The organism is Rhodococcus sp. WY5 (assembly GCF_018588185.1).
Lineage (GTDB): Bacteria > Actinomycetota > Actinomycetes > Mycobacteriales > Mycobacteriaceae > Rhodococcus_F > Rhodococcus_F qingshengii.
Genome location: NZ_JAAMPR010000001.1, coordinates 5,204,849 through 5,221,880 on the forward strand (window position 1 = coordinate 5,204,849; position 17,032 = coordinate 5,221,880).

The following is a 17,032-nucleotide window of genomic DNA, read 5'->3' on the forward strand; positions in this document are numbered from 1 at the left end:
GGGAACCGGAACTATCCCAGAACCAGGCTCGTGAGAACCTTCACACCGACGCCGAGTGCTCGCTCGTCGAGATCGAAAGTGGGTTGGTGGATGTCGAGCTGATCGCCCTCACCCGACCACACGCCGAGCCGCGCCATGGCACCCGGCACGGTTTCGAGGTACCACGAAAAGTCTTCGCCACCACCGGATTGCGGGGTGTCCGCCAAAGCATCTTGTCCGACGGTCGCGATGGCGTCCTCGAACATCCGAGTGGACACCTCGTCGTTGACGACCGGTGGCACTCCGCGACGATAGTTGAGTTGGTAGCGAACTCCGGTGGGTGCGAGCAGTCCGTGGACGATTTCTTCCACGAGCGGTTCGAGCAACTCCCAGGTGTCGTGATCTCCGGTACGTACCGTGCCCGTCATCATGCCGGTCTGCGGAATCGCGTTGGGCGCCTGACCTGCGCTGACCGCGCCCCACACCATGACGGTTCCGGTACGCGGATCGATACGACGGCTGAGCATTCCCGGCAGCCCGGTCACGACGGTGCCGAGTGCGTAGATCAGATCCGTGGTCAGGTGCGGCCGCGACGTGTGCCCACCCGGAGAGTCGAGGACGACCTCGATCGTGTCGGCAGCTGAGGTGATCGCGCCCAGGCGCATTCCCACCTGGCCTGCCTCGAGTCGCGGATCGCAGTGCAGAGCAAAGATTCTGGACACACCGTCGAGCGCGCCGGCCGCGATGACGTCGAGTGCTCCGCCGGGCATGACTTCCTCGGCGGGCTGGAATATCAGCCGAACCCCGACGGGAAGTTCGGGCAGCGTGGCCAGAGCCAGTCCGGCGCCGAGCAGGATGGTGGTGTGGGCGTCGTGCCCGCATGCATGGGACACACCGGGGACCGTGGACGAGTACGTCGCCCCGGTCGCTTCCTGCATCGGCAAAGCGTCCATGTCGGCGCGCAGTGCGATTCGTGGACCCTCCGGTCCGATATCGCACGTGAGACCGGTGCCACCGGGAAGGATCTTCGGCGACAATCCAGCGGCAGTGAGGCGGGTGGCGACGAATTCGGTGGTCGCGTATTCGCGGCGAGCCAACTCCGGGTTGGCATGGATGTGTCGACGCCACGCGACGAGGTCGTCGGTGTGCGCGTGAATCCACGTGTCGATTGCCGCGTTCACCGGCGATCTACCCCTTCCAACAGACGGGCGCGTTGTTCTGGATCGGACGCTACCCGGACAGCAGTGCGGGCCAACGCAATTGCACCGTCGACTACCGCTCGATCTGCGGAGGTGGTGATACACGCAGCCGCGAACTCCGGCTGATGTGTCACTGCCCCCGATGAATCCAAGCCTATGACCGGGTGAATTCCCGGAATCACATTGGTCACATTACCCATATCCGTACTACCCAGTGGACGGGAGCGCTCCCATTCCGCTGCCAGTGGCACCCGCCCGAGATCGACGATCTGTTCACGGTACGCCGCCGCCAGCCACGGATCGGGGGTCAGCTCGGTGTAAGTAGGCGATACCGTGCGGATTTCGTGGGTGCACCCGGTGCCGAGTGCACCCGAGGCGAAGCACGCGTCGGCACGCTCGGACAGATTGGCCAACGACGCGGCCGTTTCGGCACGCAGGTAGTAGAGCAATTCGGACCGAGCCGGAACGATGTTGGGAGCCGTGCCGCCGTCACTGACGATTCCGTGAATCTGCTGACCTGGCTGCAGGTGCTGACGCAACAGTCCGACCGCCACCTGAGCGAGCGTCGCTGCGTCGGCGGCGTTACGACCGAACTCCGGCGCAGCAGACGCATGCGCCTCGCGACCGTGATAACTCACGGCGATGTCCGCCAAGGCCAGCGAGGTCGCACCGATGATGTCGATCGGCCCTGGATGAACCATCATGGCCGCGCCGACGCCGTCGAATGCACCACGCTCGAGCATCAGGACTTTGCCGCCACCGGTTTCCTCCGCGGGAGTACCGATCACTCGGACGGTGATCCCCAGTTCGTCGGCCACGGTAGCCAACGCGATGCCGGCCCCGACCGCGGCGGCGGCAATGATGTTGTGCCCACAGGCATGACCGATCTCGGGCAGCGCGTCGTACTCGGCGCAGATCGCGATGACCAACTCTCCGCTGCCGTAGGTGGCATCGAAAGCTGTCGGCAGATCGACGATCCCGCGAGTGACCGCGAAACCGTGCTGCGCCAGCAGGTCCGACACTTTGGCAGCGCTGCGGAACTCCTCGAAGGCGAGTTCCGGGTCGCTGTGAATCGAATGCGACAGCGCGATCAGATCGGCCTCTACGGACCTGACTGCGCTGTCGACATTCTGGTTCACGCGATCATTCTCTCACCCGAAGGAGAAGTTGCTCTTGTCAGTCACCTGAGCGAGGTCTGCAAGAGCATCGCGGTGGATGCCTGCCTTGATTCCCGCCAAGTTCTTGCCGTGAGTCGACGTCAGTGCCGACGCCTTGGCCACAGCAGCGGCGAGTACTCCGTCGCCGTCGACCGTTTCCTGCACGATGCCGGCAGCGAGTGCGTCGGCGCCGCCGAAGCGACGCCCCGTCGTCATGGCATCGACTGCCGTCTGCTTGGGCAGACGACTGTTCAGCAGTGCAGACATCCCGACAGTGAACGGCATGTTCAGTCCCACCTCGGGCAGGCAGTAGAAGCCGCGGTCCGCGCGCATGATCTGGAAATCGTGCGAGGACGCGAGCATGGCGCCGGCGCCGAACGCGTGCCCCTGCACGGCCGCGACCGTGGCCATCGGGAAGGTCAGCAAACGGCTGTAGATGGTGTGGACCTTGTCCAGGTAGCCGGGGAGACCGTCGAGATTGCCGAAGATCCACGTCGTGTCCAGGCCGTTCGTGTAGAACTTGCCCGTCGCCGTCGTCACCAGGGCTGCGGGCCCCTCGTGCGCTTCGACCTCGTCCAACTTGCTGTGAACAGCGTCGATCCACTCAGGGCCGAAGCGGTTCTCGTTGTCCGTTTCGCCCTCGTTGCCGAGGTACAGGATGAATACGTCGCCGTCGCGTTCGAGATAAGGCATGGATGGGAGAGTAACGCCCGCCAACTCACCCGGCGAACCGACCCGACTCCTCAGTAGGGTTGCTCACATGGGAACGATCGCCGAGGCCGCCGCCGCTGCTCTGTCCGCCATGACTGGCTCTTCGTCACCGTCAGTCGCCATCGTGCTCGGGTCGGGGTGGACCGATGCCGCAGACGTGTTCGGCGACGCCGGTGCGGACGTGACAGCCGAAGTCTCGATGGCGGATCTTCCTGGCTTCGCCCCACCGTCCGCCCTCGGCCATGCGGGCACCATTCGTTCGGTGCGCGTCGGAAACACCGAAGTCCTGCTGCTGCTCGGGCGCGCGCACGCATACGAGGGCCACGATCTCGGTACCGTCGTCCACCCGGTCCGGACAGCCATTGCTGCCGGCGCCGACACCGTCATCCTCACCAATGCGGCCGGCGGTATCCGCGAGGACTACGCAGTGGGACAACCAGTGCTGATCAGTGACCACCTGAACCTGACGGCCCGCTCTCCCCTCGTCGGCGCAGAGTTCGTCGACCTGGTCGACGCCTACTCGCCGGAACTGCGGGCGCTGGCTCGCTCGATCGACCCGGACCTTGCCGAGGGTGTTTACGCCGGGCTTCCCGGTCCGCATTACGAGACTCCGGCCGAGATTCGAATGCTTCGTACACTCGGCGCCGATCTGGTCGGCATGTCGACGGTTCACGAGACCATCGCGGCCCGCGCGCTCGGCGCCCGCGTTCTCGGCATCTCCATGGTCACCAATCTGGCCGCCGGAATCACGGGCGCCCCACTGGACCATCAGGAGGTGCTGGCGGCAGGCAAAGCTTCGGCGGCCCGGATGGGAGTGCTGCTGCGCCAACTGGTCGAGCAGCTGTGACACCGCTGAACGTCACCGAGTGGATCGACGCCGATCCGGACCCAGTTACCCGCGCAGAATTAGCCGCCCTTTCCGAACATGAACTGGCCGAACGCTTTTCCTCACCGCTGACGTTCGGCACTGCTGGGCTTCGCGGGCCGGTACGCGGCGGACCCAACGGCATGAACCTCGCGGTCGTCATCCGGACCACGGCCGGTCTGGCGGCCTGGCTGACAGCTCGCTGCCAGGGCGGGTCCCGCGTTGTGGTCGGCCGCGACGCCCGGCTCGGTTCAGAGGCATTTGCTCTCGCCGCCGCCGAGGTCATGGCAGCGGCTGGGTTCGAGGTGACCCTGCTCCCCCGCCCACTGCCGACACCGCTGGTGGCGTTCGCGGTGCGCAGGCTCGGGGCAGCGGCAGGTATCCAGATCACCGCCTCCCACAATCCTGCCGCCGACAACGGTTACAAGGTGTATCTCTCGGGCGGAGCGCAACTCGTCTCCCCCGCCGATCGTGAAATCGAGAGCGAGATCGCCCGCATCGGTGGTGCCGCCGACGTCGCGCGGGCATCGGTGATTCCGGCCGACAACTCTCTGGTCGAGGAGTACATCGCCCGCATCGCGACCCTCCCGCACGGCGACGCACGCTCGATCCGGATTGCGCTCACGGCAATGCACGGCGTCGGCGGCGAGACTGCGGCCGCGACTCTGCGAGCAGCAGGATTCGAGGACCTGCACGTCGTGGCGGAGCAGTTCGATCCCGACCCCACGTTTCCGACCGTCGAGTTCCCCAATCCCGAAGAGCCCGGCGCCGCAGACCGCCTACTCGCCCTTGCCCGAAGTGTCGACGCGGATCTGGCGATCGCACTCGACCCGGATGCCGACCGCTGCGCCGTCGGAATTCGCGACGGTGATCAGTGGCGCATGTTGCGCGGCGACGAAACCGGGGTGCTCCTGGCCGACCACGTACTGAGCACGGCGCCCGAAGATTCGTTGGTGGCGACGACGATCGTCTCCTCGACCCTGCTCTCGAAGTTGGCGAAAGCCCGCGGAGCCAGGTTTGCGCAGACACTCACCGGATTCAAGTGGCTCACGCGCGCCGGCGACGGACTCGTCTACGCCTACGAGGAAGCGATCGGGCACTGCGTCGATCCGGATGTGGTGCTGGACAAGGACGGAATCTCGGCTGCCGTTCTGGTGGCCGACTTGGCTGCCACCCTCGCGGGCAGCAACAGAACCCTGTTGGACGTTCTAGGCGACTATGCCGTCGAATTCGGACTGCATTGCGGGGACCAAGTATCCCGCCGCGTCGAGGACTCGAGTGACATCGCGGAAATGATGAAACGGCTACGCGCCGATCCGCCAAGCCAACTCGCGGGCGAGCCGGTCACGACCGAGGACTTGTCCCTGGTTCGCGGTGGTATGCGCACCGACGCAGTGATATTCGACGGGCCGTCGATCCGCCTGGTGGTGCGACCGTCCGGAACCGAGCCCAAGCTCAAGTGCTATCTCGAAGTTGTCGTCCCGGTGGCGAACCGCGACGATCTCGCGAACGCAGTAGAGCAGGCGAAGGCCCGGCTGGCCGAACTCCGAACCTTCGCCCTTTCGCTCTAGCGGGGTCCGAACTGCCGATCGCCGGCGTCACCGAGACCGGGGACGATGAAAGCGTTCTCGTCGAGTCCGTCGTCGATGCTCGCGATGACCAGACGAACCGGGTGGCCGGACGCTGCCAGCGCGTCGACGCCGGCCGGAGCGGCCACGACGCACACTGCCGTGACATCCGTCGCGCCACGCGCAACCAGCAAGTCGATGGTGTGCACCATCGAACCACCGGTGGCGAGCATCGGATCGAGCACGAACACCGGGATCCCGGACAGATCCGCCGGCAGGGATTCGAGGTACGGAACCGGCTGATGAGTCTCTTCGTCACGTGCCATTCCGACAAAGCCGACGCCGGCCGACGGAATCAGCGCACTCGCCTGTTCGACCATGCCCAGACCGGCCCGCAGCACGGGTACCAACAACGGCGGCTTCGCGAGCCGGATGCCCGTCGTCGCTGCCACCGGGGTGTCGACCGGGAACTCCTCGACCTCCGCGTCACGCATGGCCTCGTAGACCAGCATGTGCGTGAGCCTGCGAAGTGCGGAACGAAAAGTCGCGTTCTCACTGCGTGCATCACGCATTGTCGTCAAGAGGGCCGCCGCGAGCGGATGGTCGACTACGTGCGTTTGCATGACCATCAGAATAGTTCCTCGGGAACCGGAGCACCCCGCGCGGCGTCCAAGAAGGAGTAAGCGCAACGGGGGGAAGACAAGTTGACAAATCTGGATCTGGACACTGAAAGCATCGCGGAGTTCGCCACGCGGTTGGGCACTGTTGCCGACAACGTCGCGCAAGCTCGACAGGACGCAGCGGGTGGCGATCACATGGCTCTGTCCGCTGTGCTCGGGCTGATCGGCGGCGACTTCGTCGGCGTCGCGGGCCGGGCACAACAAGCGCACATCGACGACATCGATCGACTGTCCACTGTAATTTCCAGTGTCCGGTCGGCCGCCCTCGACGCTCATGCCGTCTATCTCGACTCCGAGGAATCGGTACGAAGGGCTCTCACCGAAGCCGCACGCTCATGATCGACGTCGACGCACTCGCACGACCGATCATCGATCTGGTCGACACTGTCGGGACTGGTGCCCCCAGCGCAAGTGGACCCGACGTCGGCATCCGAATCGCCACGGACGCCCTCGAGATCGCATACCAATTGGGAAGCGCTGCTCTGAGCGAACTGGCGTCCTCTCAGAGCTCGTCCACGGCACTCACCGCTGCGGTGACCAAAACCGAGCAGACGCAGACGTCGACGCGAAACCTCGCCGATCGTGGGACCGACATCGCCGGCGTCGTGGACGAAGCGACAACGTCCGTGTACGCGGGAATGACCGAACTCGGTGAGATTCTCCAGTCCTTTCTGACACTCGCGATCAAGGCCGGGCCGACGCTGATGACACCGACGGGCCAATTGATGTTGTTGTCGGCCGCGTTGGAGCACCTCGGACGCGCGGTATCGGTTATCGAGCGGGTACGCGGTGAGTTGGCCGGGTCGACCGACAAGATGTCCGCACTCGTCCCGTCCGTCCCGATACCCGATCCCGCACCTGGGGTCTCCGAGTCGGCGGGTGGTTCCGGTTCCGCAAGTGGTTCCGGTTCCGCAAGTGGTTCCGGTTCCGCAAGTGGTTCCGGTTCCGTCGGTGGCGTTGAGGTCGAACTTCCCGACGGCTCGATTGCCACCGCACCGAACGCCGAGGCCGCTGCTGCCGTACGCAACGCGCTCACTCAACAGGGTGTCCCGTACGCCTGGGGAGGCACGACGCCGGGAGTCGGTCTGGACTGCAGCGGGCTGACTCAATGGGCGTACGGCCAGGCCGGAGTCGATATTCCGAGGTTGGCTCAGGAACAGGGAATCGGGAACCAGGTCGATCAGAACAATCTGATGCCGGGCGACCTCGCGGTCTGGGACGGACACGTCGCCATGGTGATCGGCAACGGTCAGATGGTCGAAGCCGGCGATCCTGTCGAGATCAGCGCCATCCGAACCACGAACAGCGGCATGGGCTTTCACGGCTTCTACCGTCCGACGGAATGACAGGGAATCATGCCCGAGAACAAGCGCGAATCACCGCCGATCATCACAGCCGTAGCCGTCAACCGCGCCAGAACCATCGCGGTCCGCGCCACGGAGCACGCCGTGCCCGTGGACCTGCGGATCAGCCAGGACGAACTGCGGTACGGCGGGCAGCGGTTGGCGCAGCAGATACTCACGCTGTGCTCACATGCAGCAATCGAAGCCGGCGCCCGCCATCGTGTGGAGCTCGAGGAGACCGGAGTCCCGGCAGCGATCCTCGATCGGCTCGGTCTACCGACCCGAGACGAACTGGCCGATGTCGACGCCGCCGAGGGCCAGAACCTTCCGTCGAGCTGGATGCGTTCGATATGAGCGAGATTGATCGAATCATGGAGCTGGCGAAACACCGGACGGGACTCTTGCAGGACGCCGTCGACGGGGTCGGCGCTCTTCGGGTAGTCGTCTCGAGCGAGGGTGGGATAGTCACGGCGACTGTCGACGGGCTGGGCGCTCTGGTCGACCTACGGATCACCGACGCAATCACCGCGATGAATTCTCAGACGGTGGCCGCATTGACGGTGGCCACGATTCACCAGGCAGTTCAACAGTCCAACGACGAACGCGAGCGACTGGTCAGTGAGCTCCGAGTAGCCCTGAAACAAACGTGACGAACCCCCGCTATGCCTTTCGCGCTGCGGTGGATAGGCTTCCGCCCATGGCTGGAGACATCGTCCCTATCGAAATCGGACTCACCGACGGAGACCTCGTCACTTTGTGGGCACCTCGCTGGCGCGAGGGCGACGACGAGTGGGAAGCGTTTCTCGGCCATGAGGAAGACCTCTACGGGTTCTCCTCCGTCGCGGAACTCGCGGCCTTCATCCGAACGGACTCCGACAACGACCTGGTCGAGCATCCGGCGTGGGCCGTCGTCTCCGGACTGTCGGCAGCCGAGTTGGAACCGGAAGAGAACTTCACGTTCGACTTCGTCGGCGTGCCGGAACTGGCCGCAGGTGACCCTGAGGCATTGGTGGTCTCGGAACTCGAGGACACCCTGAACATGGCTCGCAACATCGGTGAGGTGTGCGAACTCGACGCGGTCATCCGCTTCTTCAGCGGCCATCCGGTACTCGGCGCGCTTGCCACCGGCGCCGGCACCTTCGAAGGCCGCGAAGGCCTGGAGCTGTGGGACCAGGTCGGCGCTGCGATCGTCAAGGACTGGGACGCCGTTCTCGACGCCATCGACAAGGTGGTCACCTCCCCGAAGGTCGATGCAGCTGCTGTGGCGGTCGCCGAAGCTGAACTGCTCGCTGCCGCCGAGAACACCGTCGACGCCGACGATGTCGCCGAGGAGGGCGAGGACGAGGAATTCGACGAAGACGACCTCGAAGAGGACGAAGACGAAGTCGAGACCTTCTGGGGTGAGGTCGGTGTCGACCCGATCCGCATCATCACCTCGGCCGAGACGTTCTACACTCTGCGCTGCTACATGGGAGATCAGGCGATCTTCCTCGGCAAGGACGGACTGATCACCGTCTTCCGTAGCGAGCGCGCACTCGCTCGCTACCTCGCCGACAACCACGAACACGATCTCTCGCAGGTCAGTACGTACGGCGAAATTCAGAATGCGGCCGTCGACGGTTCACTCGAAATCGAGGTCACGGACGAGAACGTCTACGTTCTGCCCGGTATCGCCGACGACCTCGCCCAGGGCCCGGACGTCGTAGATGCCGAGCAGCTGGAACTCGCAGTCGAATTGTTCACCGATGCAGCAGATTTCGCCGACGACGACTCCACCGAGGAGGCTCTGTCCGCGTCGAACGAGCTGGGTTGGTACGTCTCGTACCTCCTCAACCCCGATCCGTCGCGGATGGCTCCGAGTGCGCCGTTCACCAAGGAATCCGAGGCCTGGCGCGAACTCGAGCGCGAGTTCGAGGCCCGGCTTCGATCTGAGTAGTCGGGCGCACGTCATCTAGCCGATGAGCACGGCGTAGCCCGGCTTGATGACGTCGTCGATCAACGCGAGGCGCTCGTCGAACGGGATGAAGGCCGACTTCATCGCGTTGATGGTGAAGCGTTCGAGATCGGTCCATCCGTAACCGAAGGTCTCGACCAACGCGGCCATTTCCCGGCTCATGGTGGTGTCGCTCATCAGCCTGTTGTCGGTGTTGACGGTCACTCGGAAGCGCAAGTCCGCCAAGAGTCCGAACGGATGGTCCGCCAGGGCGGCTACGGCTCCGGTCTGCACGTTCGAACTCGGGCACAGTTCCAGGGGAATGCGCATGTCACGGACGTAGTTCGCGAGCCGACCCAACTCTGCCCCACCTTGCACGCCTACGTCGATGTCGTCCACGATCCGCACGCCGTGGCCCAACCGATCCGCTCCGCAGAAGGCGATGGCTTCGTGGATCGACGGCAACCCGAAAGCCTCACCCGCGTGAATCGTGAAGTGGGCGTTCGCGTCACGCATGTACTCGAACGCGTCGAGGTGCCGGCTCGGTGGGTTTCCGGCCTCGGCGCCGGCGATGTCGAACCCGACCACTCCGCGGTCCCGGAATCGCACCGCGAGTTCGGCGATCTCCCGCGACCGGGCGGCATGCCTCATCGCCGTCAGGAGACAGCCGATGCGGATCTCCCGTCCCGCGACCCTGGCAGCGGATTCGCCGGCCCGGAAACCTTCGAGAACGTGCTCGACGACCTCGTCCAAACTCAGGCCTTGTTCCAGGTGCTGCTCGGGCGCAAAACGGACCTCGGCATAGACGACGTTGTCGTCGGCCAGATCCTCGGCACACTCACGTGCCACCCGTGCAAGCCCTTCGGGGGTCTGCATCACGGCGACTGTGTGCGCGAACGTTTCGAGGTAGAGCTCGAGCGATCCACTGTCAGCGGCAGTTCGGAACCATTGCGCCAGTTCGGAAGCCGTATTCGCCGGCAGCTCGTCGTAGCCACATTGCTCGGCCAGTTCGAGAACGGTCTCGGGTCGGAGTCCTCCGTCGAGATGATCGTGGAGAAGAACTTTGGGTGCGCTGCGGATCGTGGTCAACTCCGGTGCGTTCATTCGCCAACGCTAACGCGAATCACCCACAATTCGCTCGATGAGCAACGGTCGCGAAACGGTGTCGGAATCGGTCCCGATCGACCATCCACCGCCGAGGCTTCGTCGCGCTGCATCAAATCTCTCGGGAGTGTCGGTGTGCAGTGTCATCAGCTTCTGTCCGGCGCGGACCACGTCGCCGGGCTTCGCGTGCATCTCGATGCCGGCACCGGCCTGAACGGCTTCGCCCTGCCGTTCGCGTCCGGCTCCCAGTTTCCAGGCTGCGATGCCGACCGCCATGGCGTCGAGTCGGGTCAGTACGCCGTCTCGGTCCGCGGTGACGACGTCGCTGTGCCGGGCCACCGGCAGTGCTGCGTGCGGGTCCCCACCTTGGGCGGCGATCATCGCGCGCCACCGGTCCATGGCTGTGCCGTCGGACAGTTTGTCTGCGGGGTCGATACCGTCGATCCCAGCCGCGGACAGCATCTCCCGAGCCAGGACCAGGGTCAGCTCGACGACGTCCGACGGCCCGCCTCCTGCCAGCACCTCGACGGATTCACGCACCTCGAGAGCGTTGCCAGCCGTCAATCCCAGCGGGGTGTCCATCCCGGTGATGAGAGCACTTGTACGCACGCCGGCGTCGTTGCCCAACTCGACCATCGTGCGTGCCAACTTTCGCGCGTCGCCGAGGTCCTTCATGAACGCTCCGGAACCGACTTTGACGTCGAGTACCAGGGCGCCGGTTCCCTCGGCAATCTTCTTGCTCATGATCGAACTTGCGATCAGCGGAATGGATTCCACCGTTCCGGTCACGTCGCGCAGCGCGTAGAGCTTCTTGTCCGCGGGGGCCAGATTCGCTCCGGCAGCGCAGATCACCGCGCCGATTTTCGGATCCGAGAGAATGTCGACCATCTCCGTCGCCGTGAGCTCGGCTCGCCAACCTGGAATGGCCTCGAGCTTGTCGAGAGTTCCACCGGTGTGGCCGAGTCCGCGGCCCGACAACTGCGGGACTGCAAGACCACAGGCAGCGACGAGGGGTGCAAGCGGAAGGGTGATCTTGTCCCCCACTCCACCGGTCGAATGCTTGTCGACGGTGGGCAGCGGCAAGTCCGAAAAGTCCATCCTCCCGCCGGATTCGATCATCGCCTCGGTCCATCGGCCGGTCTCTGCTCGTGACATTCCTCGGAAATAGATCGCCATCGCGAGCGCCGACATCTGCTCGTCGCCGACGATCCCCTGTGTGAACGCCTGAACTATCCAGTCGATCTCGGTTCCCGACAACTCGCGGCCGTCACGCTTGGCGCCGATGATGGAAACTGCGTCAAACATGGCGGAGCCCCTCTGCTTGTTCCGGCCCGAAAGCATCAGGCAACAGCTCGCTCAGCGGCTTGAACCCACTGCTCGTGTCGACAAGCATCTCACCCCCGCCGTGCTCGAGAAGAAGCTGTCTGCACCTGCCGCATGGCATCAGAATCGAGCCCTTCGCGTCGCAGCACGTGAAGGCAACCAGCCGCCCGCCCCCGGTGGCGGCTAAGTTACCGACGAGTCCGCATTCGGCACACAGGCTCAAACCGTATGAGACATTTTCCACATTGCATCCTGAGACGATCCGACCATCGTCTACCAGGGCAGCTGCACCCACTGCATAGCCCGAGTACGGTGCATAAGCCTGCCGCATGACCACTTGCGCGTTGTGCCGCAACAACTTCCAGTCGATGTCACCCATGGTTCGTTATCCAATCACGCCGACTGAATGGATGCAGAAACCACGCCGAAACCGGCTAGGTGAGATTGGAAAGGCAAACCTTACAAAGAGTTTGGTACGCGTACGAATCCCGCATCTGATTAGTTCCCGGTTTCACATAGGTTTAGAGTCTGAGTCAAGTCGGTTCAGGATCCCGTCGAGCCCGGGCTGAGGTACATCGAAGCTCTCTGCAGGCTCGACGCGTCCACCAATGACGTTGGAGGCACAGCACTCGATGAGTACTACGACTGAAGCCGCTCCTCAGAAGGAGCGCACGAGGTCGCTTTACCGGGGCGACCCCGGAATGTGGTCCTGGGTTCTACACCGGATCACAGGCGTCGCTACTTTCTTCTTCCTATTCGTACACGTTCTCGATACGGCACTCGTTCGGGTCAATCCCGATACGTACGACGCCGTCATCGACACGTACAAGAACCCCCTCGTCGGCCTCATGGAGATCGGCCTCGTCGGCGTAGTCCTCTACCACGCCCTCAACGGCGTGCGCGTGATGTTGGTGGACTTCTGGTCGAAGGGCCCGAAGTACCAGCGCGTCATGCTCTGGACCATTCTGACGATCTGGTTCCTGGTGATGATCCCAGGCGCCGGACGCATCCTCATCAACATGTTTGCGGAGCACTGACATGGCGACTACTCACGGACCCGAAGCCAAGAGCCTGGGCACCTCATACGACCGTCCCGCAAGCCTGGACAACCCGCGGTCCCCGCGCGCGAAGGCTCGGAACAACTTCGAGTTGTACGCATGGCTCTTCATGCGCTTCTCCGGCGTCGCCCTGATCGTTCTGGTCCTGGGCCACATGTTCATCATGCTGATGCTCGACGGTGGCGTTCACCGTTTGAACTTCGCGTTCGTCGCAGGTCGCTGGTCCAGCCCGTTCTGGCAGTTCTGGGATCTGACGATGTTGTGGCTGGCACAGCTGCACGGCGGTAACGGTCTGCGCACGGTCATCGCGGACTACTCCCGCAAGGACTCCACGCGCTTCTGGCTGACCACGATCCTCGTTCTCTCGATGATCCTGATCATGGGCCTGGGCACGTACGTCATCTTCACCTTCGACCCCAATATCTCGGCGAGCTAGGGGAGCACAGACTTCATGCAGGAACATCGTTATGACGTGGTCATCGTCGGCGCCGGTGGCGCAGGCATGCGTGCGGCAATCGAAGCTGGCCCCCGTGCCCGCACGGCCGTACTGACCAAGCTCTACCCCACCCGCAGCCACACCGGCGCGGCCCAGGGCGGCATGTGTGCCGCACTGGCGAACGTGGAGGAAGACAACTGGGAGTGGCACACCTTCGACACCGTCAAGGGCGGCGACTACCTCGCCGACCAGGACGCCGTCGAGATCATGGCCAAGGAGGCCATCGATGCGGTGCTCGACCTCGAGAAGATGGGTCTGCCGTTCAACCGCACGCCCGAAGGCAAGATCGACCAGCGTCGATTCGGTGGCCACACACGCGACCACGGCAAGGCACCCGTCCGCCGTGCGTGTTACGCCGCCGACCGCACCGGTCACATGATCCTGCAGACGCTCTACCAGAACTGCGTCAAGCACGACGTCGAGTTCTTCAACGAGTTCTACGCGCTCGACATCGCCATCACCGAGACCGAGGACGGCCCGGTTGCCACCGGTGTCATCTGCTACGAGCTCTCGACCGGCGAGCTGCACATCTTCCACGCCAAGTCGATCGTCTTCGCGACCGGCGGCTCGGGACGCATGTACAAGACGACGTCCAACGCGCACACCCTCACCGGTGACGGCATGGGCATCATCTTCCGCAAGGGCCTGCCCCTCGAGGACATGGAGTTCCACCAGTTCCACCCGACAGGACTCGCCGGTCTCGGCATCCTGATCTCGGAAGCCGTCCGCGGTGAAGGTGGCATTCTCCGTAATGCCGACGGTGAACGCTTCATGGAGCGTTACGCACCCACCATCAAGGACCTCGCTCCTCGTGACATCGTGGCGCGTTCGATGGTCCTCGAGGTTCTCGAAGGCCGCGGCGCCGGCCCGAACAAGGACTACGTCTACATCGACGTGACGCACATCCCCGAGGAAGTTCTCGACGAGAAGCTCCCCGACATCATGGAGTTCTCGCGCACCTACCTCGGCGTGGACCCCGTCAAGGAGCCCGTGCCCGTCTACCCGACGTGCCACTACGTCATGGGCGGTATCCCCACCAAGATCAACGGTGAGGTGCTGCGCAACAACGACGAGATCGTGAAGGGTCTGTACGCGGCCGGCGAATGCGCCTGTGTCTCCGTACACGGTGCAAACCGTCTCGGTACCAACTCGCTCCTCGACATCAACGTGTTCGGCCGTCGCGCCGGCATCGCTGCCGCCGAGTACGCGAACTCCACCGAGTTCGTCGACATGCCGGAAACCCCGGCCGCGATGGTCGAAGACTGGGTCGGCGTCATCCTGTCCGATCACGGCCACGAGCGCGTTGCGGACATCCGCACCGAGCTGCAGCAGTCGATGGACAACAACGCCTCCGTCTTCCGCACCGAAGAGCGCCTCACCCAGGCTCTCAAGGATGTGCGTGCTCTCAAGGAGCGCTACAACCACATCACGGTCCAGGACAAGGGCAAGCGCTACAACAGCGACCTGCTCGAGGCCATCGAGCTGGGCTTCCTCCTCGAAATGGCAGAGGTCACCGTCGTCGGCGCCCTCAACCGCAAGGAATCGCGCGGCGGCCACGCTCGCGAGGACTTCCCGGATCGCAACGACGCCGAGTACATGAAGCACACGATGGCGTACAAGGAGGGTGACGGCCTGCTCTCCGACATCCGTCTGGACTACAAGCCGGTGATCCAGACCCGCTACGAGCCGATGGAGCGTAAGTACTGATGTCTGCGCCTGCTGTAGATGCACCCAAACTCCCCGCTGTTCCCGAGGGGGCCGTCATGGTCACTCTCAAGATCGCGCGGATGAATCCCGAATCGGGCGAGGGCCAGCACTGGGACAGTTTCCAGGTCCCGGCACTGCCCACCGACCGTCTGCTCAACCTGCTGCTGTACGTAAAGGGTTACCTCGACGGCACCCTCACGTTCCGTCGCAGCTGCGCACACGGTGTCTGTGGATCGGACGCCATGCGGATCAACGGTGTGAACCGTCTGGCCTGCAAGCTGCTGATGAAGGACATGCTGCCCAAGGACGGCAAGCCGGTCACCATCACGGTCGAGCCCATCAAGGGCCTGCCCGTCGAGAAGGACCTGGTTGTCGACATGGAGCCCTTCTTCGACGCATTCCGCGCCGTGAAGCCGTTCCTCATCACCAGTGGCAACGAGCCCACTCGTGAGCGCATCCAGAGCCAGCACGACCGTGCTCGTTTCGACGACACCACCAAGTGCATCCTCTGCGCATGCTGCACCACGTCGTGCCCCGTGTACTGGAGCGACGGCAGCTACTTCGGTCCCGCTGCCATCGTGAACGCACACCGGTTCATCTTCGACAGCCGTGACGAGGCCGCTTCCGAGCGTCTCGACATCCTGAACGACAAGGACGGCGTGTGGCGTTGCCGCACCACGTTCAACTGCACCGACGCGTGCCCCCGCGGCATCCAGGTGACAAAGGCTATTCAGGAAGTCAAGCGAGCACTGCTCTTCGCTCGATAGTCAGGCCTTCGGCCCTGTGCGCGGTTAGGGAGTCTCCGGACTCCTTAACCGCGCACAGCTATGTCGGGGGCATGTTGAGCGGTGTCACGACTTGAACCGGTGACGTCGTAAAGCCGAAGTGAGCGCCCATGGCGCCGTGTTCCTTCATGACCACCTGACAGGCAGTGCGAACATCCGCACGCAGATCGTGGTGGAGCACCGCTGATATTCGCCTCTCCCCCAGCAACTTTCGATTGTCACCGTCGAGATCGTGGGCGATGAAGACACTGCATTCCCGGTTCAGTTCGTCGAACGCGTCGACCGTGGCCAGGTTGCCACCACCGATCGAATACACGGCACGGATCTGCGGATCGGATTCGAGTGCCGCTCGCACCAGTTTCCTACTCGTCTGATCCAGACCGTCACTGTTCGGAATGTCGATCAACCGTCGATGCGGAGCTGAGACTCGCATGGCGGAGCGAAATCCCATCTCCCGTTCTTCCTCCCCGCGGAAGAACCCGCTGCTCATGCTGACCAGCACGTTGCCTTCCCGATCCCCCAGCCACTGATCTATCAAGTACGCGGCGGTGGCCCCGGCGGCTCGGTTGTCGATGCCGATGTAGGCGGCTCGCCTGCTGCCGGCAACGTCGGTCACCAACGTGACGACCGGAATCCTTGCCGCCACCAACCGGTCGATCGCCGACACGACTTCCGGAGTGTCGGGAGCCTTGACGATGACTCCGTGGGAGCCGCGCCGGCGAATCTTGTCGAGCGTCGACGTCATCGCTTCTACCGAACCGGTTTCACGAAAGTGAAACCTGGAACGAACAACAGCGGGTGCAAGGGTGGGCAGTTCGGCCTCGAGCGCGTCACGGACGGCGTCGGAAAACCTTGCAGGAGTTTGCAACACGACGTCGACGATGAACGTGCGACCGACCAGTTTCAGTTGCGAGCGTTGACGTTCCAGGTCCGTGATCGCCTGGCGAACCTCCGATCGTGTGCCGTCGCGAACTCCAGGACGGTCGTTGAGCACCCGGTCGACGGTGGCCTCACTCAGGCCCGACTGCTGAGCGATCTCCCGTACTTTGAATCGATGCGCCACAACTACCTCACGATGATGGATATTTGATGGTTTTTTGCTGTTGCTCGAGGTCTTCGTCACA

General features: G+C 63.8%; 19 protein-coding genes. 11 read left to right on the forward strand and 8 right to left on the reverse strand.

All coding sequences use genetic code 11. From position 1 onward, the window contains the following. Positions 1–11 precede the first annotated feature (11 nt). The 3 genes from G4D79_RS24030 to G4D79_RS24040 are packed head-to-tail and all read right to left on the reverse strand — an operon-like array spanning position 12 to position 3,028. The gene (locus tag G4D79_RS24030) at positions 12–1,160 is read right to left on the reverse strand and encodes a M20 family metallopeptidase (protein ID WP_003940741.1); all 1,149 of its coding nucleotides are present in this window, start codon (positions 1,158–1,160) and stop codon (positions 12–14) included. Further along, positions 1,157–2,317 (reverse strand): M20 family metallopeptidase, encoded by a 1,161-nt coding sequence (locus G4D79_RS24035; protein WP_050654878.1) that lies wholly within the window; start codon positions 2,315–2,317, stop codon positions 1,157–1,159. The genes G4D79_RS24030 and G4D79_RS24035 overlap by 4 nt, the downstream gene beginning before the upstream one ends. A gap of 12 nt (positions 2,318–2,329) precedes the next feature. Further along, complete coding sequence (locus G4D79_RS24040) at positions 2,330–3,028, reverse strand: enoyl-CoA hydratase-related protein (protein ID WP_003940710.1); 699 nt, start codon at positions 3,026–3,028, stop codon at positions 2,330–2,332. Between the two features lie 67 nt (positions 3,029–3,095). Between G4D79_RS24040 and G4D79_RS24045 the strand changes: the two genes are divergently transcribed. Beyond that, on the forward strand, positions 3,096–3,893 hold the full coding sequence (locus G4D79_RS24045; RefSeq protein WP_007727315.1) for a purine-nucleoside phosphorylase: 798 nt from the start codon (positions 3,096–3,098) through the stop codon (positions 3,891–3,893). Beyond that, entirely contained in the window at positions 3,890–5,482 is a 1,593-nt protein-coding gene (locus G4D79_RS24050; protein ID WP_214514466.1) for a phospho-sugar mutase, read from the forward strand. The genes G4D79_RS24045 and G4D79_RS24050 overlap by 4 nt, the downstream gene beginning before the upstream one ends. Here G4D79_RS24050 and upp read toward each other — a convergent pair. Next, positions 5,479–6,102 carry a uracil phosphoribosyltransferase gene (upp, locus tag G4D79_RS24055; RefSeq protein WP_007727319.1) on the reverse strand — a complete coding sequence of 208 codons (624 nt, stop codon included), beginning with the start codon at positions 6,100–6,102 and terminating at the stop codon, positions 5,479–5,481. The genes G4D79_RS24050 and upp overlap by 4 nt on opposite strands. A gap of 81 nt (positions 6,103–6,183) precedes the next feature. Here upp and G4D79_RS24060 point away from each other — a divergent pair, with 81 nt between their 5' ends. From G4D79_RS24060 to G4D79_RS24080, 5 genes are read left to right on the forward strand one after another with little or no spacing between them, the layout of a single operon-like run. Beyond that, positions 6,184–6,498: a type VII secretion target gene (locus G4D79_RS24060; protein WP_042449627.1), complete on the forward strand. Its 315-nt coding sequence runs from the start codon at positions 6,184–6,186 to the stop codon at positions 6,496–6,498. Beyond that, on the forward strand, positions 6,495–7,505 hold the full coding sequence (locus G4D79_RS24065; RefSeq protein WP_065352209.1) for a C40 family peptidase: 1,011 nt from the start codon (positions 6,495–6,497) through the stop codon (positions 7,503–7,505). The genes G4D79_RS24060 and G4D79_RS24065 overlap by 4 nt, the downstream gene beginning before the upstream one ends. A gap of 9 nt (positions 7,506–7,514) precedes the next feature. After that, positions 7,515–7,856 carry a hypothetical protein gene (locus G4D79_RS24070; protein WP_065352208.1) on the forward strand — a complete coding sequence of 114 codons (342 nt, stop codon included), beginning with the start codon at positions 7,515–7,517 and terminating at the stop codon, positions 7,854–7,856. After that, positions 7,853–8,152, forward strand: coding sequence for a YbaB/EbfC family nucleoid-associated protein (locus G4D79_RS24075; protein WP_007727324.1), 300 nt, complete (start codon positions 7,853–7,855; stop codon positions 8,150–8,152). The genes G4D79_RS24070 and G4D79_RS24075 overlap by 4 nt, the downstream gene beginning before the upstream one ends. Positions 8,153–8,199: 47 nt before the next feature. Continuing rightward, positions 8,200–9,438 carry a hypothetical protein gene (locus G4D79_RS24080; RefSeq protein ID WP_003940713.1) on the forward strand — a complete coding sequence of 413 codons (1,239 nt, stop codon included), beginning with the start codon at positions 8,200–8,202 and terminating at the stop codon, positions 9,436–9,438. A 15-nt stretch (positions 9,439–9,453) separates the two neighbouring features. Here the strand turns inward: G4D79_RS24080 and G4D79_RS24085 are convergent, their stop codons facing one another. Genes G4D79_RS24085 through G4D79_RS24095 form a run of 3 tightly spaced genes read right to left on the reverse strand, consistent with a single transcriptional unit; the run spans position 9,454 to position 12,241 of the window. Continuing rightward, entirely contained in the window at positions 9,454–10,539 is a 1,086-nt protein-coding gene (locus G4D79_RS24085; RefSeq protein ID WP_050654872.1) for an adenosine deaminase, read from the reverse strand. Between the two features lie 9 nt (positions 10,540–10,548). Further along, a complete protein-coding gene (locus tag G4D79_RS24090; RefSeq protein ID WP_214514467.1) occupies positions 10,549–11,844 on the reverse strand; it encodes a thymidine phosphorylase in 1,296 nt (431 codons plus the stop codon). Further along, positions 11,837–12,241: a cytidine deaminase gene (locus G4D79_RS24095; protein WP_019747693.1), complete on the reverse strand. Its 405-nt coding sequence runs from the start codon at positions 12,239–12,241 to the stop codon at positions 11,837–11,839. The genes G4D79_RS24090 and G4D79_RS24095 overlap by 8 nt, the downstream gene beginning before the upstream one ends. Before the next feature lie 253 nt (positions 12,242–12,494). Here G4D79_RS24095 and sdhC point away from each other — a divergent pair, with 253 nt between their 5' ends. From sdhC to G4D79_RS24115, 4 genes are read left to right on the forward strand one after another with little or no spacing between them, the layout of a single operon-like run. Beyond that, positions 12,495–12,899, forward strand: coding sequence for a succinate dehydrogenase, cytochrome b556 subunit (sdhC, locus tag G4D79_RS24100; RefSeq protein ID WP_020969155.1), 405 nt, complete (start codon positions 12,495–12,497; stop codon positions 12,897–12,899). A 1-nt stretch (position 12,900) separates the two neighbouring features. Continuing rightward, complete coding sequence (locus G4D79_RS24105) at positions 12,901–13,356, forward strand: succinate dehydrogenase hydrophobic membrane anchor subunit (RefSeq protein WP_003940699.1); 456 nt, start codon at positions 12,901–12,903, stop codon at positions 13,354–13,356. A 15-nt stretch (positions 13,357–13,371) separates the two neighbouring features. Continuing rightward, a complete protein-coding gene (gene sdhA, locus G4D79_RS24110; protein ID WP_003941011.1) occupies positions 13,372–15,123 on the forward strand; it encodes a succinate dehydrogenase flavoprotein subunit in 1,752 nt (583 codons plus the stop codon). After that, the gene (locus G4D79_RS24115) at positions 15,123–15,890 is read left to right on the forward strand and encodes a succinate dehydrogenase iron-sulfur subunit (RefSeq protein WP_003940925.1); all 768 of its coding nucleotides are present in this window, start codon (positions 15,123–15,125) and stop codon (positions 15,888–15,890) included. Before sdhA ends, G4D79_RS24115 begins: the two co-directional genes overlap by 1 nt. A gap of 58 nt (positions 15,891–15,948) precedes the next feature. Here G4D79_RS24115 and G4D79_RS24120 read toward each other — a convergent pair whose 3' ends face one another. After that, complete coding sequence (locus G4D79_RS24120) at positions 15,949–16,971, reverse strand: LacI family DNA-binding transcriptional regulator (protein ID WP_064688920.1); 1,023 nt, start codon at positions 16,969–16,971, stop codon at positions 15,949–15,951. Positions 16,972–17,032 lie beyond the last annotated feature (61 nt).